We start from the raw sequence: 24543 nt of genomic DNA, 5'->3' as shown, positions 1-24543 counted from the left end.
CGCTAGAGCGGGGTGTCGTTTAGAGGGCAGCGCCAATCAGCGCTTAATAGTAAACAGTAGCGAAATCAATCGTCGTCACTGTCGGAGTTATCAATGCCCAGCTCTTTGATTTTACGTGTCAGGGTGTTGCGTCCCCAGCCAAGTAAAAGCGAAGCATCGCGACGACGGCCTGCGGTATGAGTTAAGGCTGTTTCGATCATAATGCGTTCGAACTTAGGTACGGCTTGCTCAAGGATGCCTTTTTGGCCGCTTGCCAATGCACTGTCTACCCAGTTTTTCAATGCGTCTTCCCAAGAACCATACGGGCGCTCAGATGGTGTTGCATTGAGCAACTCAGGGGGTAAATCTTCGATCAGTACTTCTCGGCCTGAAGCCATTACGATTAACCAGCGACACGTGTTCTCAAGCTGACGTACGTTACCGGGCCAATCGAGACGACTCATGTAATTCTCGGTTTCTTTGGTCAGGATTTTTGGCTCAACGTGAAGTTCCTCTGCCGCTCGACTTAAGAAATGGCGAGCTAGTTTAGGTATGTCTTCACGACGCTCAGCCAGCTTAGGCAAGTGAATGCGGATAACGTTTAAGCGGTGGAATAAGTCTTCACGGAATGAACCTTTTGTTACCAACCCTTCTAGGTCTTGATGGGTCGCTGCAATGATGCGTACATCCACTTTGACTGGGGTATGGCCACCAACGCGATAGAATTCACCATCGGCTAATACTCGCAATAATCGTGTTTGCGTTTCCGCTGGCATATCACCGATTTCATCGAGAAACAGAGTGCCGCCATTAGCTTGTTCAAATCGTCCTCTACGCTGGGTATTAGCCCCAGTAAAAGCGCCTTTTTCGTGACCGAATAATTCTGACTCGATGAGATCGTGGGGAATAGCAGCCATGTTAAGAGCAATAAATGGGTTAGCCGCTCTTGGGCTATGGCGATGTAGGGCTTGCGCAACCAACTCTTTACCGGTGCCTGATTCACCATTGATCAAAACGGTGATGTTTGAATTGGCAAGACGGCCAATGGCGCGAAAGACTTCCTGCATCGCGGGTGCTTCACCGATAATTTCCGTCTGTGCAAGTGGCTCGCTTTCTTCCTCGTTAAGAATCTCAGGCTTGGATTTGTTGTGATGTAAAATCGCACGTTTTATCAAGCTGACTGCTTCTTCCACATCAAATGGCTTTGGTAAATATTCAAACGCACCACCTTGATAAGAAGCTACCGCACTCTCTAGGTCCGAGTGTGCTGTCATAATGATCACTGGAATGTAAGGGTGATCTTTCTGCAATTGACTTAATAGTGCTAGGCCATCCATACCTGGCATACGAATGTCGCTGATGATGACAGTGGGTTGCTCTTTGCCAATCATACTGGCTAAGGCTTCAGCGGATTCAAACAGGCGACATTGAATGCCTTCTTGTTCAAGGGTTTTCTCTAATACCCAACGAATTGAACGATCATCATCGACGATCCAAACGGTTTCTTGCTGTGACATGTGCTCCTCCTAGCCCGTCACCGATTTTTCGATCGGTATTAGGATGTTGAATTCTGTGTGCTGTGGTTGGCTGTTGCATTCAATGATGCCGTTGTGTTGGTGAATAACAGATTGCGCGATGGATAATCCTAATCCTGTGCCATCAGCACGTCCGCTCACCATTGGATAGAACAGCGTTTTCATTATGTTGTCCGGGATGCCGGGACCGTTATCAACAATGCTCAAACGGCACACTAAACGGTGACGTTTGGCGCCGATGGTGAACTGGCGCAGGGTGCGAGTGGATACGGTTATTTGTTTTTCTAAGTTCTCTTGTTGTGATATCAGTGCCTGCATTGCATTACGCATGACGTTTAGGACTGACTGGATAAGCTGGGCTTCGTCGCCAACGATATCTGGGATACTTGGGTCGTAATCTCGTATGAGTTTGATCTGACCTTCCGATTCAACGGAAATAAGCTGATTAACACGTTCAATTACCCGGTGAATATTCAAAGGCTTATATTGTGGCAATTGACGTGGCCCAAGTAAGCGGTCGACGAGATCTCTTAAACGGTCGGATTCCTCGATAATCACTTGGGTGTAATCTTTTAAGCCTTCATCATCAAACACTTTACTGATCAGTTGCGCCGCACCACGAATACCACCTAATGGGTTTTTGATCTCGTGGGCTAAGCCGCGCACCAACTCTTTACTGGTTTGGTGATTGGCAATTAATTCATCTTCTTTTGAGATGCGCTTCATGCGGTCTCGTGGGTGTAACTCAATCAACAGACTATCGGTGATATTGAGAGCCCCCATCACTGGTGTTACGTTGTAGTCACAGAGTAAGGTTTTTCCTGTGGTTAACGTGATTTCAGCTTCTCGCTTTGTGAAAGCGTGGCCAGACTCAATTGCAGCGAGCAAAGCGTTGCGACTAGCTTCGTCTTCGCTCAGAGCCGATGCCAAATCTTGGCCGTAGATACGGCGTCGACTAACTTCCAGCATCATTTCTGCCGACGGGTTGAGATACTCAATACAAAGCTCCCTGTTTAGCTGTAAAACCGCTGTGGATAAATGGTCGATCAGTAAACTGTACACCGATATAGCCTCTTAAAATCGCTTTGAGTGATGCATTTGAGTGCGTTGCTTGGCACGCACTTAGAGCCGCATTCGCGTGAATAAAGAAAGCACTGCAAAATACGAACCAACATTGGGCATTTGTGAAAGCCTTATTTTACTGAGCTTTATAAGTAATTTAGCATTCATGTGCGCACTAAAATAGTGCGCAATATGGCTGACGCATTAAAAAAAGGCAAAAAAAAGCCCCAACATAGGTCGGGGCTTTCGGTATAAAGTATTACGAGAAATTATACGCTGTAGTAAAGGTCGAACTCGATTGGGTGAGTTGTCATGTTTACTAGCTCAACTTCTTGAGACTTAAGTGCGATGTAAGCATCGATCATGTCATCAGAGAATACGCCACCTTCTGTTAGGAATGCGCGATCTTCGCTTAGGCAGTTAAGAGCTTCTTCAAGGCTACCTGCAACCGTAGGGATAGCCAATGCTTCTTCAGCTGGTAGATCGTATAGATCTTTGTCAGCTGCATCCCCTGGGTGAATCTTGTTCTTGATACCGTCGATACCCGCCATCAACATTGCTGCGAAACATAGGTATGGGTTAGCGGTTGGATCCGCGAAACGCGCTTCGATACGCTTGCCTTTAGGAGACGCAACATATGGGATACGGATAGAAGCAGAACGGTTACGAGCAGAGTAAGCAAGCATAACTGGTGCTTCGAAACCTGGTACAAGACGCTTGTAAGAGTTAGTAGAAGCGTTTGCGAAAGCGTTGATTGCTTTAGCGTGCTTGATGATACCACCGATGTAGTATAACGCCATCTCAGATAGGCCAGCGTACTGATCGCCTGCGAATTGGTTCTCGCCATCTTTCCAGAAAGATTGGTGAACGTGCATACCAGAACCGTTGTCACCAACGATTGGCTTAGGCATGAACGTAGCCGTTTTGCCGTATGCGTGAGCAACGTTGTGTACGCAGTACTTCATTACCTGAACTTCGTCAGCTTTCTTAACTAGAGTGTTGAATTTAACACCGATTTCGTTCTGACCAGCCGTCGCAACTTCGTGGTGGTGTACTTCAACTTCTTGGCCCATTGCTTCGATAGCAGCACACATTGCAGTACGGATCTCGTGGTGAGAATCAACTGGTGGTACTGGGAAGTAGCCGCCTTTAACACGTGGGCGGTGACCAGTGTTGCCGCCTTCGAAAGATTTGTTAGTTGACCAAGCAGCTTCTTCAGAGTTGATCTGAACACTACAGCCAGACATGTCTGCGTGCCATTTAACATCATCAAAGATGAAGAATTCTGGCTCTGGGCCGAAGAATGCAGTGTCGCCAAGACCTGTAGACTTAAGGAACTCTTCTGCGCGAAGTGCTACAGAGCGTGGGTCGCGATCGTAACCTTGCATCGTCGCAGGCTCGATGATATTACAGCGAAGGATTACAGTGGAGTCCTCTGTGAACGGATCAAGCAGAGCTGTATCGTCCTGTGGCATCATGATCATGTCAGATTCGTTGATGCCTTTCCAACCTGCGATAGAGGAACCGTCAAACATTTGACCAGTTTCGAAGAATTCTTCGTCAACACCTGCAGCTGGGATAGTTACGTGTTGTTCTTTACCTTTGAAGTCAGTGAAACGTAGGTCAATCCACTTTACGTCGTGCTCAGCGATCAAACCAAGAGTCTTGTTTGACATAATTGTTCTCCAATGTTGTGTAAACGAAATTTCTTTCGGCATTCAATTCTGCTTCACAATGAAGCGTTGTTGCGAAAATACAAAGCACAAGTTGTGCCAGAATTTTGGGCGAACATTAAATTTCAATGATATCAATGGTTTATATTTAATGTGCAATTTTAAGAATATCCTTTTGCACTTTATTAATCCGAAATGAAAATGCCGGAGAACCAATATGGTGCATATATAGAGGTTGATGTGTTTTTTTGGTGCAAAGATGGGGGTTGGTTTCACTGAGATATGCTTTATACTGTGCGCCCTTCAAGACTGACTGTACGAAAAACACACACCCAATGAAATTTATCGTTAAATTCTTTCCAGAAATCACCATTAAGAGCCGTCCTGTTCGCAAAGCATTTATAAAGCAGCTGCGTCAAAATATTCGTCACGTGCTACGTGATCATGATGAAAATGTGACAGTGGCAGGAAACTGGGACTATATAGAAGTCCTTTCTGATCACGAATCTCAGCGAGAAGTGTTTGTTGAATCGCTGCGTAACATCGCAGGTATTGCGCATTTTCAATACGTTCGTGAGTTCCCATTGACGACTTTGGATGGCATCGTTGATGAGGCTATGGTGTCTTACGGTGACGTGCTGAAAGATTCTGTGTTTGCGGTGCGTGTTAAACGTGTCGGTCAGCATGACTTTAGTTCTGTGGAAGCAGAGCGACACATTGGTGGGTCTCTTAAGGCGCGTAGTGGGGCCTTGGCTGTACGCTTAAAGAATCCAGAAGTGTTGGTTCCTATTGATATCCGTGATGATCGTGTATGGATGATCGAACAGCGTATCGAAGGTCTGGGGGGGTACCCATTAGGATCTCAGGATGCGGTGCTATCACTGATTTCCGGTGGCTATGATTCAACAGTTAGTTCATTTATGACCATGAGTCGCGGACTTAAAACTCACTTTTGTTTCTTTAACCTAGGAGGCGATGCACACGAGATTGGCGTGAAGCAAGTGTCTCATTTCTTGTGGGAAAAATACGGCTCTAATTTGGGTGTGAAATTCATCACGATTCCTTTTGAGGACGTGGTGGGTGAGATCCTAAATAATGTTGATAACTCTGAAATGGGGGTCATCCTTAAGCGAATGATGTTGCGTGCGGCATCTAAAGTGATGGAAGGGGTTAGCGCTAAGGCATTGGTAACCGGTGAAAGCATTGCTCAAGTGTCCAGTCAGACATTGGTCAACCTAAAAGTCATCGACAATGTAACGGATGATTTGGTGATCCGTCCTCTAGTAACCATGAACAAGCAAGAAATCATCGATAAAGCCAAAGAAATCGGTACAGCGCCATTTGCGGCAAGTATGCCGGAATTTTGTGGTGTTATCTCAGTGAAGCCAACCACACGTGCAAAAATGCATCGAGTGGAACGTGAGGAAGCGAAGTTCAATTTTGACGTATTGGACAATGCTGTCAACAATGCTCGAGTGATGTCGATTCAAGATGTAATTGAAGATGTGAACAAGCAATACCAAGGTGAAGTACCCGTTGTTCGCATGCCGGTAGGTGATGAGATCATTATTGATATTCGCCACCCAGATGAAGTTGAGCGCAACCCAGTTAAAGTATCAGGGCGTCCAGTACTTAATGTGCCGTTTTTCACTCTAAGCACCAAGTGGTCAACCCTAGACCAAGATGCGACTTACCTACTGTATTGTGGCAAAGGCGTGATGAGCCGCATTCACGCATCGCACTTATTATCTAAAGGCAATGAAAACGTAGGTGTGTATCTGCCTTAGGGCAGCTCAGCCGAGGTGAATATGGGTGCACCGATTTGGTGCGCTTATATTGATGCTAGGGCGCGTTGTTTTTGTTTATTGGTTTACCGTTCAGTACATGCCTGCCTGGGATAGTTATGTCTTCAGGTAGGGGTGATGGGTACTCGACGTTCAGTATAAAAAGAGGGCCATCGTATACTGATTTAGGCGGAATCAGGCCATTATTTATGGCATAAGGATCCACTTTTTCCTCTGTATCCAGATTCACACTCTCAGTAGCGAAAGTGTAGCTTGATAATAATAAAACGCTGCCAAAAGCACTTTGGCAAATCCATTTCTGGTATTTCATTAAAAGCTCCTCTTGATGTTTAGCTTGTCGCTTCAGATTTTTCCTTATGAAAAACAGTCTGGTTTCTACCCTGATGTTTAGCTTGGTATAACGCCTTATCTGCTTGCTTTATTAATGAACTAAATAAATTGCTGTCGTCGCTGTAGCTAACTCCGATGCTTATAGTGACAAATGGGTTTGTAATAGAGGTCTCATGTGGAATTTGCTTTGTTCCAAGTGTTTTATGGATTTCTTTGGTTAGCTGTTCTATATCTTCTTGCGAATGGTCTGCTAGCGCTATGACAAACTCCTCACCTCCGATCCTTGCGGCAAGATCTCGCTCAGATAGCGGTAATGCTTGGAAGCAGGAGGCGACTTTTTTCAGACAAATGTCACCTGACTCATGCCCATAATGGTCGTTATAGTTTTTAAAGTAATCAACATCGCATAAAACAATCGCGAGTGATTGATTGTTTTTACGGCTGATGACTTGCTGTGCATTAAAATAGTTATCGAAGCAGCGACGGTTTGGCATTTGGGTGAGAGGGTCAGTCAGCGCTAACTTCTCTAATTGTTGATTGACTTGATGCAGCTCTTCTTGAATTTGACGACGGTTAGAATTCTCGCGCTCTAGCTCTTTGTTCAGATTGTGTATCGTCTGGTTTTGGCTCTGTAGAGCTTGTTTTTGAGCTTCAATATCTTGGGTTCTTTTTGCTACCCGATCTTCCAGAGTTTGATAAATGCGAATGTTTTCAATAGAGATCGCAATTTGTCCTCGTAAGAAGTAGATAAAGTCTAAGTGCTGGCGGTTGAAAGCGCCTTGAATTTCACTGTTTTCTAAGTATATGGCGCCTTTTAGTACACCTTGAAGCATGAGTGGTACGCCAAGCACTGATTTGACATTGTATTCGGAGTAATAACTATCTGTTTGGAAAAGCGCATCATTGGTCGCATTCTCGATTATTTGAGCCTCTTTAGATGTGTATATGTAATGAATGATCGAGGCTGGTAACTTACCTGTGAAGGGTTGTGGTTCGTTTAAGCTCGGTTGATGTGCGTACTTTTCATGATTGGAGTCCGCTACAATTTTTAGCTCTTTTTGCTCTTCGATCAAAAGTACAACACGCTTGGCGCCAGTATTTGCTTGCATAATCTGAATGATTTTGTCCATCAAGTCTTCAAGTCTTCTGGTCTGCGCAATGGCCTCCGTGGACAGAGCTAGTTTGGCGGTGGATTGATTTAGTGTAGCGTTTGGGAGTAATGCGCTGCTCCAGTCTTGCTCTTCACCGAAAATTCCCCATTTACATCCGAGTTCATAAGCTCTGTTTTGATGGCTGTGCGCAGCAATGCGTTGGTTGCTGGACTCATATTTCCTTGATAGCTGGATGTGTATTAGGAATTGAATGTTTAAATGTCCTTGTAAACCTGCTGCATGAGACGCGTCTTGATACAGCTTGAACGCTTTGGAGGACTCGCCAATCAGATATGAAAGCTCAGCTTTTAGCAGTAATAGGCGGTCCAAAAAGTTATCTGAGCAACGTGTATTAAATTCTTCGAATTGCTTAATGGTTTGTCGAAGCTTATGGATTGCCTTAGGTAAAGGGGCTAGCTTCTTATCGGCTTTACGAAGGATAATCAGTGTCTCAAGGAATAAGTGCTCGGTACTATGTAGTAATCCTTTTGAGTTTTTGTTGCAAGAGATCGCTTTAAGCAAAGCCTCTTCAGCGATCATAAGATCGTCCTGTAAAAAGCCGAGAACCATTTTGTTAATAAAGTACATGTGTGCAAAGTGCTTCGCGCCTTGCATTAACAAGCGCTCTTCGTGCTCTTTTAGGCGACTGTCAGACCACAGTTCATGATGGTGATGTGGACGAAACTTAAGGCGAAGAATCAGCTGTTTGATTGCGAGCAAAAGGTCAATATGAAAGTGCGTATTGCGACGTTGCAGGTCATTAATGGAAAAATTGCAGTCGACCAAGCATTCATCCAATGAAGCGCCTCTCATCAACTTGTTTTGAATCAAGCCTACTCTTGCGCAGGCCACGTGAAACCAATCGCCAACCATTGTTCCTTGGCTTATCGCATCTTTCCATAGCGCTTCAGTCTCATAAGTATGGAAACTCCAGGAATGACCAAAGTAGCCATAAACAAAACCAACTTCAGAGGCCAGCCTTTTGGCGTTATATTTGTCCAGCAGAGCTAAAGATAGTTGTCCATAATCAACCCCTGCCTGACGTCGACCTAAAATGCCGCATTGAAAAATAACGCCAAATACCATGTAGCCAATAGCCGCATCTGGGCTATTTCCATATTTTATTGATAAGCTAACTTGTCTTGTGGCTAAGTAGACGCAAAGTTCTGGCCGAATTTGATAAGCTGCTTTTTGAAGAGCAGATAAAAGACTAATAATGACAATAATCTTTTGGTCTTCCGCTTTAGGAAGGTCAAACAAGTCTATCGTGGACTTCCCTTTAAGTTGCCAGGTTAACTGAGTGAGCGAGGCAATAAGTAGCGGCGGACTAAACTTTGCAGGTATCTTAATACCTAATTCCTGTAGCGCTGCTCGCCCCATGGCATATGCTGCATCATATTGTCCAACGTCAGTATTTAGTTTTATGAGGAGGTCATACACAACACTACGTTCAAGCGGTGTACTTGATGCCTGTAATGCCGCCTGGAGATACTCTCCAGCTTCCTCAGTTAGACCATATAAATGACAACACTCTCCGAGTTCTTGAAAAACCTCACTGGTTAATAAATTAGGTGCGGTTTTGGACAAAAGCTCAAATGATCGTCTCACATGCTGGTAAGCACGTTCGAAGTCGCCTCGTTGCTTAGTTTCTCTGGCTGCCAGTATATTCAGCTCTGCAATCTCTACCTTTAGTTCGTCGGACTTTACTAATGGCATAGATAAATGAAAGTGGTGCACACATTTCAATAAGGCTTCACCAGATTGAGAGTTCTTTTTGTAGTAGTGGGCAATGTCAAAATGAGTTTTTAGAGTAGAGGCATTACTTAGTGTATTATGTGCTGCTTGCTGAAGCCTATCATGGGCAAAACGAAACGTCGTCATACTCGAAGGTGTTGGGAGAAGCCATCCAGCATCAATACTATTTTTAATCAGGTCTGCGACATTTTTATGGGGGATTAGAGCTTCTAAAAGGTGGTTTGGTACAGTTGCTCCAACACTTGATGCAATAGAAAGTAGTTGTTTCTGTTCTGCTGATAACTCATTGAAACGCTGAGATAGGGTTTCCAATACATTACTGGAGATAGGAATAACCTCCAGTTGGTTGCTATCAAATAACCAATCACCGTTTTTCAAATCTAGGGAAATAAAGCCTTTATCTTGTGCTTGTTGTAGGTATTCATTTACAAAAAAAGGGTTTCCCTGCGTTTTCCTTATAATGTCTTGCGCCCACTTTTTAGCTTTGGGAATTGTGAGTTGACATTGCTTGTAAAATGTTCTTACAAGGGCTTCCTCAGAAATAGGAGCCAACTCTATCGAATGCTGTTGGGTATGCAGCTTCTTTAGCGACAATATGTGCCGTTTATGGCCATCCGATAAGTCTGCAGATGTATTGCGATAGGCTAAAATTATGCTACATCGTTGAAGCTGGTCATAACTTTCTTCAAGCCAGTCAAATGTGTTGCTGTCTGCCCACTGAACATCATCCAAAAATAAGCAAACGGGTTTAGAGAATCTCGTGATGGTATTAAGAATGGTGACAAGTGAGTGTTGAAAAAAGGCTTTAGACTCTTTTGCTTGGAGTTGAGGTCTAGAGTCGTCGATATCAATAAGAAAACTCAGTTCAGGAATCCGATATACGAGTACTCCTGAGTAACTACTTAGCTCTTTATTTAGGTGTTGCTTTATTTTTAATAAGCTATCTGGCGCCAGCAGTAAAGTATGTTTTATCAGTGTTCTTAACAACAAAAAAAGTGGCTCAAGTGGCGCCACAGATTGATATTGATCAAATTTTATCTTTGCAAACAAGATTTTCTGTGATTGTTCTCGAAAAGCAGCTTGTATAAAAGTTGACTTTCCAATGCCTGATGGTCCTTGGACATGTATGTACTGACTTTTGCTTGCACGTTGGTTTTCTTCAAGTGTTTGGCAGAGTTCTTTAAGTTGAGTTTGTCGCTCAGGCAATAAGTGATGAAACACTTTCGTGGAGAAACTGCACTCATCAATTTCAAAATCAGGTAATGGAGAGCCTCCAAGGAGTGATTCATTGCAAATTTTCAAGTCTACCAATACTGAACTCAAATCTTTATAACGTTCACTTTGGCTTTTAGCACTCATTCTATTTGTGATTGCACTTAGTTTCTCAATAATATCTTTTGCATAGATTAAGTCAGATAGCTCATTATTGAGTTTTTGAGCTTCGATAGATGACTTAATTAAGCTTTCAAATATGAGACCTAGTGCATAGATATCAATTTGCTCATTAGCAAATATCGTTTCGCTAATATTTATTTCCGGCGCTAAGAATTCGCTTGATTGCGATGGGAAGTACTTATGCTCCTTGTGTAATCGGCTGTTATGAGCGATAGCATAGGTAAATCGACAAATGCAAATCTGTGTTGGTTGCATCGAAAGCAATATCGATTTAGCTGAAAGGTTGTAGTGAATGTAGCCTGAGTTATGTACGAAACTAACTGCTTCGGAGATCTTAATAGCTATATTAAGAGCTTCACTTAATGGTATCTTCCTCGACTGAATCCAGCTTTCTAGTGGTTTGCCTTCGAAATACTCTAATTCTAGTAGTGTTGAACGATCCACGCTCGTAATGCCAACTGCTCTTTCGATAGAGTAGTGACGTATACGGTTTAACAAAATGTGTTCGTTTTTAAGTACTTCTAATAGTGGGAAGCCAGGTTGCAGATGCGTTAGCTGCTTATAGAATTTAGTCTTGCCTGAAGACTTGTCTTGATAAAACTTTGCGTATCTTTTAGCTGTATATAGTGGATTTAATTCCATACAAAGAGTCCATAACGCACCTTATGAGTATCTAGTAAGTAAATTTTATAAACCAACTAGGCAAAAATAAACATTTAATAACTCATATCTGTAAACGTAAATCCAGAATTAATTGATCAAATCATCAATTTTTCATTGCAATGTAATGATATGTGTCTTTTTTGGGAACTATGACACGTGTCAATATTAATGCTCTACAGAAATATAAACTCGACCTCTATCAATGGAGGACGTTAAAGTATGGCTTATAGGCAACAAGGAGAAGAGCGCATATTAGATAAGTCCCCTGTGAAAAAATGGATGCTGCTGTTGCATCGGTAGAGCGTCACTATGACGAGTCCGCGCGAGCCGATACGGCTGTTTCAGAAGTGAGAGAAGGCTTGGAGCAGATCCATCATCAAGCCTTGCAAACCGCCGAAGCTATGAATCAACAAAGCGAAGTCGCTGTGCAGATTAACCAGCGCATTGCAAATGCCGTAACCGATGCTGCAGGTATTGTTGAGACCTGTCGAGAAAACTCTGGGGCTTGTGATGAGCTGTATGAATTGTCGGAAAAGATGGAAAGTATTGCTCAGCAATTTTGGCGTCAGGTAACCGTTCCTAAAAACTAGTTATGGGCAATTGCGGTAGTTGAAACGATTTGGACTTTTTTTGTATTTTTTCGGGAACTTCATAGGAAGTTCACAAAGATAAGGGTACAATTGCGCGAATTTTACCCCGAATGATGAATCTAGGCGGCAGTTAGCGTACCGAAGTCCCGCTTGCCGTGTTGCCTCATTCCATGTCGCTAAATGCAGAGAAATTTTAATGTCTATTGATATCAGTAAGTTACGTAACGTCGCGATCATCGCGCACGTTGACCATGGTAAAACAACGCTGGTTGACCAGCTTCTTAGTCAATCCGGTACGCTAGACCGTAAAGAAATGGGTTCTGAGCGTATCATGGACTCAAACGACCAAGAAAAAGAGCGCGGTATCACCATCTTAGCGAAAAACACCGCTATTAAATGGAATGATTACCGCATCAACATCGTGGACACACCTGGACACGCCGACTTCGGTGGTGAAGTAGAGCGTGTAATGTCGATGGTTGACTCTGTATTACTATTGGTTGACGCAGTGGATGGCCCTATGCCACAAACTCGCTTCGTAACTTCTAAAGCCTTCGAGCGTGGTCTTAAGCCAATCGTTGTTATCAACAAGATTGACCGCCCAGGTTCACGTCCTGACTGGGTAATGGATCAAGTTTTTGACCTATTTGACTCTCTTGGTGCGACAGAAGAACAGTTAGATTTCCCTGTTATTTACGCGTCAGCATTGAACGGTTTGTCTGGTAACGATCCAGAAGCGTTAGAAGACAGCATGGAACCACTTTACCAAATGATCGTTGATAATGTTCCTGTGCCTGAAGTTGACCCAGAAGCACCGTTCCAAATGCAGGTATCTGCATTGGATTACGACAGCTATGTAGGTGTTATCGGTATCGGTCGTATTACACGTGGTAAACTGTCTCCAAACCAGCAAGTAGTCGTTAAATCTGCTGATGGTAAAGAGCGTAAAGGTCGTGTTCTTAACGTTAAGGGCTACCACGGTCTACAACGTGTTGATACTGAGCAAGCTGCGGCAGGTGATATCGTATGTATCACAGGTATCGACGGCCTAAGTATTTCTGACACGCTTTGTGATCCTGATTGTGTTGAGGCATTGCCAGTACTAACGGTTGATGAGCCAACAGTGAGCATGACGTTCATGGTTAACGACTCACCATTCGCTGGTAAAGAAGGTAAGTTTGTAACGTCTCGTAACATCAAAGACCGTCTAGACCAAGAACTTATCCACAACGTAGCGCTACGTGTGGTACAAGGTGATTCTCCAGACAAATTCATCGTATCAGGCCGTGGTGAGCTTCACTTATCGGTATTGATCGAAAACATGCGTCGTGAAGGTTTTGAGCTAGGTGTATCTCGTCCTGAAGTAGTTCAGAAAGAGATCGACGGTGTTATTCAAGAACCATATGAGCAAGTGGTTATCGACGTAGAAGAGCAACACCAAGGTTCGATCATGGAAGAGCTAGGTCTGCGTAAAGCTGAACTAACCAACATGGAGCCAGACGGTAAAGGCCGTGTTCGCCTTGAGTTCATCGTCCCTTCTCGTGGTTTGATCGGTTTCCGTGGCTTGTTCCTAACACTGACTTCTGGTTCAGGTATCATGACTTCCATCTTCGATCACTACGGTCCAGTGAAAGATGGTGATATGTCTGGTCGTCAGAACGGTGTATTGATCAGTATGGTGAAAGGTAAGACATTGTCTTACGGTCTATTCAACCTTCAAGATCGTGGTCGTCTGTTTAAAGGTCACGGTGAAGAAGTATACGAAGGTCAAATCATCGGTTTGCACTCTCGTTCAAACGACCTAACAGTGAACCCTACTAAAGCTAAGCAGCTAACGAACGTTCGTGCTTCTGGTACAGACGAAGCGTTGACGCTTACACCACCTGTACGTCATACACTTGAGCAAGCGCTTGAGTTCATCGAAGATGACGAGCTGGTGGAAGTAACGCCAGAAAGCATCCGTCTACGTAAGAAGTTGTTGACTGAAAACGAGCGTAAACGCGCAGGTCGTTAATACGTTATCGAGCAGCAGCAAATAGACCGCAAGGTCTTGAGCGGAATGAAAGCGCCTTAGGGCGCTTTTATTTTGCCTGCGATTTGTGTAGAACAAAATCACTGAACACATAATAGGAGCAAATGGATGAAAGTCTTAGTGCAGCGCTCTTTGGCTGCGAAAGTCGAAGTAGATGGCGAGATCGTTGGTGCAATTGATCATGGGCAAATGGTGTTGGTTGGAATCGAGAAAGGGGATACGGAAGCCGATACCCAGCGCCTAGCGGACAAGCTTTTAAAGTATCGAATGTTCAGTGACGACGAAGGTAAAATGAACCTAAATGTTCAGCAAATAGGTGGCGGGGTTTTATTGGTTTCGCAATTTACCTTAGCCGCAGAAACCAAAAAAGGCCTGCGTCCTGGTTTCTCCACGGCTGCTATTCCAGAAGAAGGCGAGCGCTTGTTTAATGACTTCGTTGCGAAAGTGCGCGCGCAATATGACAAAGTTGAAACAGGGCGCTTTGGTGCGGATATGAAAGTTCAGTTCACCAACGATGGCCCTGTGACTTTCATGTTGGATTAACTTTCAGCTTGACCTGAATCTGCTCGGGGAAGGGAGCTATTATCGCGGGTACAACCCGATTTCATCGGGGAAGGGAACTGTTATCGCGGGTACAACCCGCTCGTACGACCCGATTTCATCGGGGAAGGGAGCTGTTATCGCGGGTACAGCCCGGTCGTACGACCCGATTTCATCGGGGAAGGGAACTGTTATCGCGGGTGCAACCCGCTCGTACAAAGGCTTATGAAGCCTTGCTTGTCTCGGTTTCTTCTTCGTCTTCCTCGACTGGCACGCTACGACCAGCAAGCAGACCTAACTCGAATAGCAGCCACATTGGGATGGCCAATAAAGTCTGTGAGAAGATATCCGGTGGTGTGATTAACATGCCAACTACAAAACAACCTAAGAACACGTAAGGGCGTTTTTTCGAAAGTCCTGCTACGGTGGCTATTCCTGCTTTGATTAGCAGGTAAGTCGCTACGGGAATTTCAAATGTCACGCCAAAAGCGAAGAACAGCTTAAGCACGAAATTTAGGTAGTTGTTAATATCTGTCATGACAGCGACTTCGCCAGGACCAACAGATGTGAAGAAGCCAAAAATTAATGGCAAAACCACGAAGTAGGCAAAGGCAATACCGCAGTAAAACAAAATTACACTGGAGATCAGCAGAGGTATTGCGACGGTCTTTTCTTCTTTGTACAGAGCTGGGGCGATAAACGACCAAGCCTGATACAGAATATAAGGAATGCCAACTAACACGGCGAGAGCGAAGGTCAGTTTTAGTGGTGCTAAGAAGGGGGAAGCGACTTCTGTTGCAATCAACGAACTGCCCTCTGGAAGGAGAGCTCTCAGAGGTTCAGAGATAAACAAGTAGAGTTCATTAGCAAAAGAGTACAGGCCTGCAAAGATAACCAGCACAAGTAATACGGACTTTAACAAGCGATTTCTTAGCTCAACTAGGTGTGTAACCAAAGGGGCTTGAGCGGATTCTTCGTGACTCATTTGGGTGTTCCCAATGTAAACTAAGCGCGAGACTGAGTCTCGTCCGTTGATTTAGTGGTCGTTGCTGGCGCGTTCTCGGGAGTCTGAACATTCTCAGGAGAAGCTTCAGGTGCTGCCGAAGTAGTTGATTTGGCTGGTGAGGGAGCTTCAACATCCTGCTCAAACTGGGCTGTTTCACGCATAATTCGGTCGTTGGTTTCTTTAATAGAGCGCTGCAGCTCTTCCTGGTCCAACTGAGCATTGATTTCTCGTTGCACAGATTGGATGCTACGACGAATTTTACGGATCCATAACCCAGCTGTTTTCGCTGCAATAGGCAATCGCTCTGGACCCAGAATTAATAGCCCGACAACGAAAACAACCAGTAATTCTGAAAAGCCGATGTCGAACACAGATTAAGCGCTCTTATCGTCTTGTTTCTTTTCGTCCTGGATAGCCTTCGCTTGGGTTTGGCCGTCCTTTTGCTCTTCGTCGTTGTTAACGGCTTCTTTAAAGCCTTTAACAGCGCCACCTAGATCAGACCCTAAACCTTTCAGTTTCTTAGTGCCAAAGATCAAGATTAGGATTGCTAAGACGATTAATAATTGCCAAATACTGATGCCACCCATAGTGGAACTCCTACTTAGTACGGTTGGCTTTTTCTTCTAAGCCAGACAAATTAAAACGGCGCGCCAGCTCATCTAAAATATCTTGAGGTTCAAGTTCCAGATGAGACAACATCACAAGTGTATGGAACCAAAGGTCTGCGGTTTCGTAGATAACGTCTTTTTTATCCCCAGTTGCCTGCGCATCTTTGGCGGCAAGGATGGTTTCGACACTTTCTTCACCCACTTTCTCAAGGATTTTGTTCAACCCTTTTGCATGTAGGCTAGCGACGTAAGACGAGTCAGCAGAGGCAGACTTTCGTTCTTCTAACGTAGTGGCAAGTTCAGCCAACACATCAATATTCATTATAGTCTCTCAAATGTTACGGTTTTAATACTAGCAGGTATACGCCGCCTAAAAACAGGGCCAAACTTAAAATATCCGCTTGTGCTAGATGCTCTAGCGCAATGTTATCGGTAGTAATCCAAGCAGCACCCAAAGCGAGTAAGCCTAGTAATTTAAAGGGTTGGTTGCGTCGCGAACGGCGTAACTCTTTGCGAATTTGTTCTAACGCCTGAGTTTGATCTTGGATCCTGATTTCTTGCTGCGACAAATGGGTCATTGTTGAAAACACAAGATTAGGTATCTGAGGTAGATGGGCAGCCCACTCAGGTGCTTGTTTCTTCACCTCTTCCAATAAACGTCTCGGTCCCACTTGTTCACTCATCCAACGCTCTAAGAACGGTTTCGCAGTGACCCATAAATCCAGATCAGGATAAAGCTGACGACCTAGACCTTCGATGTTAAGCAGCGTTTTCTCAAGCAGCACAAGCTGTGGCTGAACTTCCATATTAAAACGTCGCGCTGTTTGGAAGAGGCCAAGTAATACCTGCCCGAAAGAAATTTCTTTGAGCGGCTTGGCAAACATGGGCTCACAAACACTGCGAATCGCAGACTCAAATGCATGCACAGGTGTGCCTTTAGGGACCCAGCCACTTTCAACATGCAGTTCAGCTACCATGCGGTAATCACGCTTAAAAAATGCGAGTAGGTTGCGAGCCAAGTAATTTTTGTCCGCATCGTCCAAACTGCCCATGATGGCGCAATCAATGGCTATGTACTTAGGTTTATCAGGGTTCGATGGATCGACAAAAATATTGCCTGGGTGCATGTCTGCATGGAAGAAGCTGTGTGAGAACACTTGGGTGAAAAAGATCTCAACCCCTCTCTCTGCCAGCACTTTCATATTGACGTTTTTGTCACGCAATGCCGGGATGTCTGCGACAGGAATACCTGAGATGCGCTCCATCACCATCACGTTGCGACGGCTGTAATCCCAGTATATTTGCGGCACATAGAGCAAGTCTGAGTTTTCAAAGTTGCGCTGTAATAGGCCGGTATTAGCGGCTTCTTTGGCAAGATCTAGCTCATCTAGAATGGTGTATTCGTAGTCTTGTACGACTTCTACTGGGCGTAAACGGCGCCCATCTGAACTGGTTTTAGCAACGAAATGAGCGAGGGTATACAGCAGCTTAATATCTTGTCGGATGGTCTTTTCGATATTAGGTCGGATAACCTTAACAACGACTTCTTCACCAGACTTTAGTGTTGCGGTATGCACTTGCGCGATGGAGGCAGAAGCCAAAGGCTTGCGGTCAAAGGCTTTGAATATTTCATCAACGCTTGCACCCAGCTCTTTCTCGATGATGGACGTGGCCAATTCACCAGAAAACGGCGGAACACGGTCTTGTAACTTAGCCAGTTCGCCTGCGATATCATCGGGCAATAGGTCGCGACGGGTAGACAAGATTTGGCCAAATTTAACAAAAATCGGGCCGAGAGACTCCAGCGCTAAACGCAAACGTGTACCGCGATTCTTATCTAGACGTTTACGTCCAATACTTAAAACTAAACCGACCGAATACTTTAAATACCAAGGCAATAACTGAATCGGTATGAAGGTATCAAGACGGTAGCGTATAACGGTGGCAACGATCCGAAGAAAACGAGTGGCACTGTTCCACATGATTAAAATTTAAATCCCTTGTGTAATGCTACGATTCCGCCAGTCATGTTTTGGTAACTGACACGTTCAAAGCCCACTTCTTCCATCATTCCCTTTAGGGTTTCTTGGTCAGGGTGCATGCGGATGGATTCGGCTAAGTAGCGGTAACTTTCTGAGTCATTGGCAATCACTTTGCCCATAAACGGTAACAAGCGGAAAGAGTACTGATCGTAAATAGTGCTCAGGCATTCCGTTTCTGGTTTTGAGAACTCAAGTACTAATAAACGGCCACCTGGTTTTAATACGCGTTGCATGGACGCTAACGCTTTTGATTTGTCTGTGACGTTGCGAAGGCCAAAGGCAATGGTAATGCAATCAAATGTATTGTCTGGGAAAGGCAGTTCTTCAGCATTGGCTTGAACGCACTGCACGTTACCGACGATGCCAAGGTTTGCTAACTTATCACGACCAACCTTTAACATAGAATCGTTGATGTCTGCTAATACGACTTGACCTGATTGACCAACAAGACGCGAGAATTTGGCGGTTAGGTCGCCTGTGCCACCCGCGATGTCCAAAACTTTTTGTCCTGCACGGACGCCGGACTGACTAATGGTGTGTCGTTTCCATAGGCGATGAATACCACCGGACATTAGATCGTTCATAATGTCGTATTTCGCAGCAACTGAGTGGAAAACTTGCGCTACGGCGTCCACTTTTTGATCCGTTGGAATTTCTTTGAAGCCAAAATGGGTGGTGTTGTCTTTATCTTGCATAACAGTTCGTTCCTAATACATCTTTAGGCGGACAGATTTAAAATCGTTAATTTAGGTATTGTAACCGCGTCTTTGGATAGGTTGCACGATAAAGCCACTTAATTATCGCGAATAACACCATTGCGCCCCTGTTCTTTCGCTTGGTAGAGGTTTTTATCTGCTCGTTCGAACAACTCATCGTGAGATTCTTTTCCATTGAATAAACTAACGCCTATGGAAATCGTGACTGAAATGGGGTCGCCGTTCATATTAAAAGGCGTTTTCTCTACTGCTAGACGAATTTTTTCACAGTATTGATACGCCTCATCCAATGTGGTCATAGGGAAAACAATAATAAATTCTTCGCCACCGTAGCGATAAACAAGATGTTCTTTTTTAAGACTGCTCTGAACTTGCTTTGGCATAAGCTGCAGCACTTTGTCTCCAGCAAGGTGCCCCCATGTGTCATTGATTCGCTTAAAGTGGTCCACGTCACAAATGGCAATGCAAAGAGGTTGCTTAGTTTGTGCCGCAGAAGTTAATAGCGGAAAGATCGTATCTTGGTAAGCGGCTCTATTTGGTAGACCTGTTAACGCATCAGACAGAGCTTGAGCAATCTTTTCCTGCATATTGGAGCGCAGTTGACTAGCATCCTGCTCCATTCGATTCACTTTGTTTTTAAGCTGAGTAATGGATTGAGCTGCCTGCTTTTCCTGGCTTTGCATCTTATCTTGAAACGAAGTCATCGCTTCGGTAATGGTATGCATACGTTCATCAATTAAATGCTTTAAAGCATCCAAATCAGTCGCATTTCGAACGTCTGTTTGCGTAGAGTCCACATGCTTCATAAAGGTGTCGTTGAAATCTTTTCGACTACTAGACATGTTCTTCTGGACTTTGTAATTGCTCAAGATCGAAGCATTAATACTTGCCAATTGCTGGTTCAATTGGCTCAAGTAGGTTGTTAAGTCTTCTTGAGTCTTACCAACAGCAACCATGATTAGGTTGATTACTTCATCAAGCAAAGCAGGTAAGTGGTTAAGGTCTTTATTACCTGTTAGGGCTTTTTGAATGTCCAGTAATTGATCTCGATAAACCTCTGGAAGAGAGATATTTGTCAGTAGGGCGGCTAAAGTATGGCTGACATGGGACATGATGTCAGACTGATTACTGTTGTGAGTTTCAGGTGTTTTTTTGCGCCGAAAAAGGCGTCCAAGCAACGAGTAGTTTTTGTTCTGGGTGACTGGATTCTTTAAAGCATTTGACGCTAACTCAATAGTTTTCGCCAATAATTCTGGCCAATGAGAGGCAGATTGCCACAATTTTCTAATATCGCTTTCCAGTTGCTTTTTCTCGGGCGCTGGCAGTTGAATATTTGGTAGATCGTCGATGGTGTCGATTAACAGTAGCAAATGCGCTCGGAAGGCTTGGGCACGAGCAAGACGGTCTTCATCGTATTTAAGAACCATAGGTTCCAGCTTTTGAAGTGTTTGCTGGAGCACCTCTGGTTCTTGGGATTTACCTAAGTTTGCGCGGATGTTTTGCAGCTGCTTATCCAGCTCAGAATCATTTCCTTCGGCAAGCATAATGGTGCGCGAAAGGGCTTTAAGTAAGTTTTCAATCACTATGTCCTGAGCTGGAGCCATGAGTACATCCTAAATCATTATTACTTACTCGCTTGGCGTTCTTGCTCGATCAAGTAGTCAACCACGGAGTAGATATTATTATTACCGCCTGCTGTTGCTGCGGTGACTAAGTACTTACCGTTAACGATCAATCCTGGAACGCCACGAGCGCCGTACGCTCTAATTTTAGCATCTGCTTGAGAAAGGCGGCTGTTTACAGCAAAAGAATTGTATTGTTTTCGAAACTCATCTTCTGAAACACCGTAGTTTGTAAAGAACTCCGCTAACTCATCTTCACTGTTCATGCGTTTGTGATCTTGGTGAATCGCATTAAACAGGTCTGCATGCAACTTCTCTTCAACCCCTAAAATATCAGCAACATGGAATGCCTTAGCATGCGCTAACCAGTTACGGCCAAATACAGCTGGCATGTATTTGAAGTCAACGTCGTCTGCGATGGTTTTTTTCCAAGCTTGAGTGATTGGGTCTAGGCTGTAACAGTGTGGGCAGCCATACCAGAAGATTTCAACGACTTCGATTTTGTCAGGGTTAGCGATACGAACTGGGTTTTTGATTGTAGTGTAGCCATTACCATCGCTGTAGTCTTGCGCCCAAGCGCTTGCGATAGGCAATAGTAAGGCAACCATTAAGGCTGAAAAAAGCTTCTTCATGTTTTGCTCCTAAAATGTGATAGCTCAATTGCACCCGTAAAAGAGGATAGTAATAGGATGCTTCAACGTACAAAAAGTTCGTTTGCCACAATGAGTTTACATGGATTTAATAACAAAAATCCTCCCAAAGGAGGATTTTGTATCAAGAAAAAGCAAACCATATAGGTGTCGCCTGCTAACAGCCTTGTTTTTAATACAAACCTTGGATGTAGCTTGATACGGCTTTGATCTCACGCTCATTCATTTTAAACGCAATGTTTTGCATGATTTTCGCCGCATCGTTGTTGCGTTCACCAGACTGGAACAGTTTCAGTTGTGCTGCTGTGTAGTCAGCATGTTGACCACTTAACTGTGGGAAACTCGCTGAGTTGAGGCCCTTGCCTGCAGGTCCGTGACACGCCATACAAGCAGGTACACCGGTTGCTGGGTTACCGTCACGGTATAGGTTTTTCCCCGCTTCAACCAAGGCAGCATCTGCTTGGCCAACGACAACATTTTGACTGGCAAAGTAAGCGGCAATGTCGGCCAAGTTTTGATCAGATAAACCGTTTAATAGTCCGGTCATCTGCGCAACGTTTCGAGCGCCAGACTTGATGTCTGACATTTGCTTTAATAAGTATGACTCGTTTTGACCAGCTAGTTTTGGCCATGTAGGTGCCAAGCTGTTGCCATCTGCTCCATGACAGGCGCTACACACTGCGGTGAGTGGTTTTCCTGCTTCAGGGTTGCCTTCAGCGATCGCAACGGATGTTGCTCCAACTGTTACTAACAGACCGATAAGAACTTTTTTCATTCGCTGCCTCTGAATGTGCTTAAACCGACGTTGCTGAACATCTTATTTCTGGCATCAAGATGTTTCGATTTCTGTTATGCTTACCAGTATGAACCGGGCACAGCCTCGTTGAGCCAGTAAGCAGAATGGCTCGCATTATATACAACTGTGCAAAAACTTATAACGCGATACAATTTCTCATTGACTGATATCAATCTATGACGCCATTCGACTCCGTATTTCAATCCGCTTACTTTATTAAAAGTGCGGAAAAGCTTTCTCAATGTCCTTTAGACCAAGGTTTAGAGGTGGCTTTTGCTGGCCGTTCAAACGCCGGTAAATCTACCTCACTTAATACCCTGGCAAACCAGCGTAAACTTGCGCGTACTTCAAAAACTCCTGGTCGTACTCAGTTAATCAACTGTTTTGGGCTTAATGTGGATGATCGTCGCTTGGTGGATTTACCAGGTTATGGCTTTGCCAAAGTCCCTGTTGCCATGAAAGAGAATTGGCAAGCACATATGCAGGACTATCTGATGAACCGCCGCTCGTTAGTGGGCGTGGTGTTGGTCATGGATATTCGCCATCCACTTAAAGAGTTCGATGAGATGATGTTAGAGTGGGCAGCGGCCAATGGCGTTAAAGTACACGCACTGTTAACCAAATCCGATAAGCTTAAACGTGGGCCAGCAAAATCAACCATGTTGAAAGTTAGACAGGAAATGAAAAAGCGAGGTGTAGAAGGATCGGCGCAGACATTCTCAGGCCTTAATAACGATGGTGTGGATGAATTGCGATTGAAACTTGCCGAGTGGTTGGACCTTGAGAATCCGACAGAGATTCCTGTAAATCTATAACGCCACTATTTTAGTCTTTACCTAGATATGAAAATGGCTTCCGTACTTAAGGTAGGGAAGCCATTTTTTTATGTCGTTCCTATCGTTCAAACACGATCTTAATCATGAGCTATAGCATGCAACCACGGATACTACTGTGGCTGCATGTAGTGCTTAAGGAATGTATCAAAGTCCACTTGATCGCAGCTTTCGATTTTAGCTTGTTCCGCGATGGACTGTTCCGCCCAGTCTTTAAACTGCTGCTGTAATTCTGGCGACACTTCTTGTGCTAGCCATGCTTGCTGTTGGGCTTTGCCGATTGACAGCATAGCTTCTTGATAACTGCCGTATTGTTCACACTGCTGTAAAACTTGTGCTGCTGGCAAGGTATCCAGATTAGCTAGCTTGTTTTGTTGATGCCCCAAGCTGTCTAAGTAGGCTGAGTTTCCAGTTTGATCACTTAAGAACTTGGCGATCTCGTGCATGTGAGACAGTAGCTCAGACACTTTGTCGCGCAGTGGAATCGGACCAAAACCAAAATCAAACGGTGTGTCCAACTCACGACCATGAGTTGCGATTTCTTGTTGTGTCTTACGTAGCTGCTGACACTCATCCAGTCCAAGACGGTCGTCTCCATGCAACATGCAACACATTAAAAAGGTATCTAAGAAATACAGTGTCTCTGGCTTCATGCCAATCGGCGACGTTGGATCAAGGTCCATAATTCGGACTTCGATGTATTCAACGCCACGCTTTTGTAACGCCGCACTAGGATGTTCACCAGATTTCGTAACCCGTTTCGGGCGGATGTCACTGTAGTATTCGTTCTCTATCTGCAGAATATTATGGCTCAGCTGTCTGTAGTCGCCGTCTACTTTTACGCCAATCTTTTCATAAGCTGGATAAGGGGTTTTTAGCGCCCCTTTGATCGTATTGATATAGGTATCCACTTCGTTGTAACACACAAACAAACCATCTTGGGCTTTATTCTGATAGCCAATGTCACTCATTCGAAGAGAAGTGGCGTTAAGTCCCGCCCAAGTCCGATCACCTAATGTGGTGAGCTTGTCTGGCTTGCTAGGCAGGAAGCTCGAATCAATCGCAGGGGAAGCGCCAAACAGTAAAGACAGCATCCAAGACTTACGGCGGAAGTTTCGAATCAAAGCGAAGTACTGCTGCGACTTAAACTCTTTTAATGCTTCCTCTGTGCTAATGTCGACACCGCGATAATCCGCTAAAAACGTCCAAAAACTATCGCTAAAAGAGAAATTGTAGTGCATGCCTGCGATGCATTGCATGATGCGACCATAGCGGTTGGATAAGCCTTCTCGGTAAACTCGCTTAAGCTTGCCTGAGTTCGACTCACCGTAATACGCAATCGGCACTTCGGCGTTACTTGATAAAGCACAAGGCATGCTGCCAGGCCATAGGCATTCGTCTTGCTGATCAAGCACGCGGTTGGTCATTAAATGAATGTCTCGTAGCTCGCTGATCACACCTTCTACTGAGTCATGGACACCAGTAATAAACTCCATCAATGCTTCAGAGTAATCCGTCGTGATTGAAGAATGAGTCAGAGGTGATCCCAACGCAGTAGGGTGTGGTAACTGAGAGATTTTTCCATCTTGTCGTGACACGCGAAGTGCTTCACGTTCTACGCCTCGGTGAAAAGTGATAGCGGACAGATCGCCACTTTGAGTCATGCTTTGGTCGAGTTTTGCCAGAGCGTCATGTATGTTGCGCAACAAGAGGAATTGTCCTAATTCGAATTATAAGATGATCGGATTGTACAAGGCATT

At 44.5% G+C, this 24543-nt stretch carries 20 protein-coding genes; 5 read left to right on the top strand and 15 right to left on the bottom strand.

Annotated elements, in window-relative coordinates; all coding sequences use genetic code 11:
* Positions 1 to 65 precede the first annotated feature (65 nt).
* The 3 genes from ntrC to glnA form a co-directional block, all read right to left on the bottom strand.
* Positions 66 to 1496, bottom strand: a complete 1431-nt coding sequence (gene ntrC / locus ACXAC1_RS04505; protein WP_475059273.1) for a nitrogen regulation protein NR(I) — start codon at positions 1494 to 1496, stop codon at positions 66 to 68.
* A 9-nt stretch (positions 1497 to 1505) separates the two neighbouring features.
* Positions 1506 to 2576, bottom strand: coding sequence for a nitrogen regulation protein NR(II) (gene glnL / locus ACXAC1_RS04500; protein WP_475059270.1), 1071 nt, complete (start codon positions 2574 to 2576; stop codon positions 1506 to 1508).
* Positions 2577 to 2845: 269 nt separating this feature from the next.
* Positions 2846 to 4252 (bottom strand): glutamate--ammonia ligase, encoded by a 1407-nt coding sequence (glnA, locus tag ACXAC1_RS04495; RefSeq protein ID WP_475059268.1) that lies wholly within the window; start codon positions 4250 to 4252, stop codon positions 2846 to 2848.
* Positions 4253 to 4584: 332 nt separating this feature from the next.
* On the opposite strand from glnA, the gene thiI reads away from it, so the two are divergent.
* The gene (gene thiI / locus ACXAC1_RS04490; RefSeq protein ID WP_475059265.1) at positions 4585 to 6036 is read left to right on the top strand and encodes a tRNA uracil 4-sulfurtransferase ThiI; all 1452 of its coding nucleotides are present in this window, start codon (positions 4585 to 4587) and stop codon (positions 6034 to 6036) included.
* 55 nt (positions 6037 to 6091) lie between these two features.
* Here thiI and ACXAC1_RS04485 read toward each other — a convergent pair whose 3' ends face one another.
* Positions 6092 to 6364: a hypothetical protein gene (locus ACXAC1_RS04485; protein ID WP_475059263.1), complete on the bottom strand. Its 273-nt coding sequence runs from the start codon at positions 6362 to 6364 to the stop codon at positions 6092 to 6094.
* Positions 6365 to 6383: 19 nt separating this feature from the next.
* Positions 6384 to 11327 (bottom strand): diguanylate cyclase domain-containing protein, encoded by a 4944-nt coding sequence (locus tag ACXAC1_RS04480; RefSeq protein WP_475059260.1) that lies wholly within the window; start codon positions 11325 to 11327, stop codon positions 6384 to 6386.
* Positions 11328 to 11623: 296 nt separating this feature from the next.
* Here ACXAC1_RS04480 and ACXAC1_RS04475 point away from each other — a divergent pair, with 296 nt between their 5' ends.
* From ACXAC1_RS04475 to dtd, 3 genes are all read left to right on the top strand, one after another.
* Entirely contained in the window at positions 11624 to 11938 is a 315-nt protein-coding gene (locus ACXAC1_RS04475) for a hypothetical protein (protein WP_475059258.1), read from the top strand.
* A 196-nt stretch (positions 11939 to 12134) separates the two neighbouring features.
* Positions 12135 to 13952, top strand: a complete 1818-nt coding sequence (gene typA / locus ACXAC1_RS04470) for a translational GTPase TypA (RefSeq protein ID WP_475059255.1) — start codon at positions 12135 to 12137, stop codon at positions 13950 to 13952.
* Between the two features lie 126 nt (positions 13953 to 14078).
* A complete protein-coding gene (gene dtd, locus ACXAC1_RS04465; RefSeq protein ID WP_475059252.1) occupies positions 14079 to 14513 on the top strand; it encodes a D-aminoacyl-tRNA deacylase in 435 nt (144 codons plus the stop codon).
* Positions 14514 to 14733: 220 nt separating this feature from the next.
* Here dtd and tatC read toward each other — a convergent pair whose 3' ends face one another.
* From tatC to ACXAC1_RS04420, 9 genes are all read right to left on the bottom strand, one after another.
* The gene (gene tatC, locus ACXAC1_RS04460; protein WP_475059249.1) at positions 14734 to 15495 is read right to left on the bottom strand and encodes a twin-arginine translocase subunit TatC; all 762 of its coding nucleotides are present in this window, start codon (positions 15493 to 15495) and stop codon (positions 14734 to 14736) included.
* A 20-nt stretch (positions 15496 to 15515) separates the two neighbouring features.
* Positions 15516 to 15887 (bottom strand): Sec-independent protein translocase protein TatB, encoded by a 372-nt coding sequence (gene tatB, locus ACXAC1_RS04455; protein WP_475059246.1) that lies wholly within the window; start codon positions 15885 to 15887, stop codon positions 15516 to 15518.
* 3 nt (positions 15888 to 15890) lie between these two features.
* A complete protein-coding gene (gene tatA, locus ACXAC1_RS04450) occupies positions 15891 to 16103 on the bottom strand; it encodes a Sec-independent protein translocase subunit TatA (RefSeq protein WP_475059244.1) in 213 nt (70 codons plus the stop codon).
* Between the two features lie 10 nt (positions 16104 to 16113).
* Positions 16114 to 16446, bottom strand: a complete 333-nt coding sequence (locus ACXAC1_RS04445; protein WP_475059242.1) for a phosphoribosyl-ATP diphosphatase — start codon at positions 16444 to 16446, stop codon at positions 16114 to 16116.
* 16 nt (positions 16447 to 16462) lie between these two features.
* Positions 16463 to 18106, bottom strand: a complete 1644-nt coding sequence (gene ubiB, locus ACXAC1_RS04440) for a ubiquinone biosynthesis regulatory protein kinase UbiB (protein WP_475059240.1) — start codon at positions 18104 to 18106, stop codon at positions 16463 to 16465.
* A 2-nt stretch (positions 18107 to 18108) separates the two neighbouring features.
* The gene (gene ubiE, locus ACXAC1_RS04435; protein WP_475059237.1) at positions 18109 to 18861 is read right to left on the bottom strand and encodes a bifunctional demethylmenaquinone methyltransferase/2-methoxy-6-polyprenyl-1,4-benzoquinol methylase UbiE; all 753 of its coding nucleotides are present in this window, start codon (positions 18859 to 18861) and stop codon (positions 18109 to 18111) included.
* 98 nt (positions 18862 to 18959) lie between these two features.
* A complete protein-coding gene (locus ACXAC1_RS04430; RefSeq protein ID WP_475059235.1) occupies positions 18960 to 20486 on the bottom strand; it encodes a GGDEF domain-containing protein in 1527 nt (508 codons plus the stop codon).
* Between the two features lie 20 nt (positions 20487 to 20506).
* On the bottom strand, positions 20507 to 21136 hold the full coding sequence (locus tag ACXAC1_RS04425) for a thiol:disulfide interchange protein DsbA/DsbL (protein WP_475059233.1): 630 nt from the start codon (positions 21134 to 21136) through the stop codon (positions 20507 to 20509).
* Positions 21137 to 21326: 190 nt separating this feature from the next.
* On the bottom strand, positions 21327 to 21929 hold the full coding sequence (locus tag ACXAC1_RS04420; RefSeq protein WP_228191487.1) for a c-type cytochrome: 603 nt from the start codon (positions 21927 to 21929) through the stop codon (positions 21327 to 21329).
* A gap of 197 nt (positions 21930 to 22126) precedes the next feature.
* Between ACXAC1_RS04420 and yihA the strand changes: the two genes are divergently transcribed.
* The gene (gene yihA, locus ACXAC1_RS04415) at positions 22127 to 22765 is read left to right on the top strand and encodes a ribosome biogenesis GTP-binding protein YihA/YsxC (protein WP_133562059.1); all 639 of its coding nucleotides are present in this window, start codon (positions 22127 to 22129) and stop codon (positions 22763 to 22765) included.
* 131 nt (positions 22766 to 22896) lie between these two features.
* Here the strand turns inward: yihA and gshA are convergent, their stop codons facing one another.
* Positions 22897 to 24492 carry a glutamate--cysteine ligase gene (gshA, locus tag ACXAC1_RS04410; protein ID WP_475059230.1) on the bottom strand — a complete coding sequence of 532 codons (1596 nt, stop codon included), beginning with the start codon at positions 24490 to 24492 and terminating at the stop codon, positions 22897 to 22899.
* Between the last annotated feature and the right edge of the window lie 51 nt (positions 24493 to 24543).

It is taken from the genome of Marinomonas sp. AWM4_232 (assembly GCF_056158325.1).
Note: the sequence above shows the minus strand (reverse complement) of the source record. Positions and strands in the feature narration are given on the sequence as shown.

What these genes read in the sequence shown, in the direction of transcription:
- ntrC (WP_475059273.1), bottom strand. Translation starts at nt 1,496, where the DNA reads ATGTCACAGCAAGAAACCGTTTGGATCGTCGATGATGATCGTTCAATT.
- ACXAC1_RS04425 (WP_475059233.1), bottom strand. Translation starts at nt 21,136, where the DNA reads ATGAAGAAGCTTTTTTCAGCCTTAATGGTTGCCTTACTATTGCCTATC.
- tatA (WP_475059244.1), bottom strand. Translation starts at nt 16,103, where the DNA reads ATGGGTGGCATCAGTATTTGGCAATTATTAATCGTCTTAGCAATCCTA.
- tatC (WP_475059249.1), bottom strand. Translation starts at nt 15,495, where the DNA reads ATGAGTCACGAAGAATCCGCTCAAGCCCCTTTGGTTACACACCTAGTT.
- glnA (WP_475059268.1), bottom strand. Translation starts at nt 4,252, where the DNA reads ATGTCAAACAAGACTCTTGGTTTGATCGCTGAGCACGACGTAAAGTGG.
- ubiB (WP_475059240.1), bottom strand. Translation starts at nt 18,106, where the DNA reads ATGTGGAACAGTGCCACTCGTTTTCTTCGGATCGTTGCCACCGTTATA.
- ubiE (WP_475059237.1), bottom strand. Translation starts at nt 18,861, where the DNA reads ATGCAAGATAAAGACAACACCACCCATTTTGGCTTCAAAGAAATTCCA.
- ACXAC1_RS04430 (WP_475059235.1), bottom strand. Translation starts at nt 20,486, where the DNA reads ATGGCTCCAGCTCAGGACATAGTGATTGAAAACTTACTTAAAGCCCTT.
- ACXAC1_RS04420 (WP_228191487.1), bottom strand. Translation starts at nt 21,929, where the DNA reads ATGAAAAAAGTTCTTATCGGTCTGTTAGTAACAGTTGGAGCAACATCC.
- thiI (WP_475059265.1), top strand. Translation starts at nt 4,585, where the DNA reads ATGAAATTTATCGTTAAATTCTTTCCAGAAATCACCATTAAGAGCCGT.
- ACXAC1_RS04485 (WP_475059263.1), bottom strand. Translation starts at nt 6,364, where the DNA reads ATGAAATACCAGAAATGGATTTGCCAAAGTGCTTTTGGCAGCGTTTTA.
- ACXAC1_RS04475 (WP_475059258.1), top strand. Translation starts at nt 11,624, where the DNA reads ATGGATGCTGCTGTTGCATCGGTAGAGCGTCACTATGACGAGTCCGCG.
- yihA (WP_133562059.1), top strand. Translation starts at nt 22,127, where the DNA reads ATGACGCCATTCGACTCCGTATTTCAATCCGCTTACTTTATTAAAAGT.
- ACXAC1_RS04445 (WP_475059242.1), bottom strand. Translation starts at nt 16,446, where the DNA reads ATGAATATTGATGTGTTGGCTGAACTTGCCACTACGTTAGAAGAACGA.
- typA (WP_475059255.1), top strand. Translation starts at nt 12,135, where the DNA reads ATGTCTATTGATATCAGTAAGTTACGTAACGTCGCGATCATCGCGCAC.
- ACXAC1_RS04480 (WP_475059260.1), bottom strand. Translation starts at nt 11,327, where the DNA reads ATGGAATTAAATCCACTATATACAGCTAAAAGATACGCAAAGTTTTAT.
- dtd (WP_475059252.1), top strand. Translation starts at nt 14,079, where the DNA reads ATGAAAGTCTTAGTGCAGCGCTCTTTGGCTGCGAAAGTCGAAGTAGAT.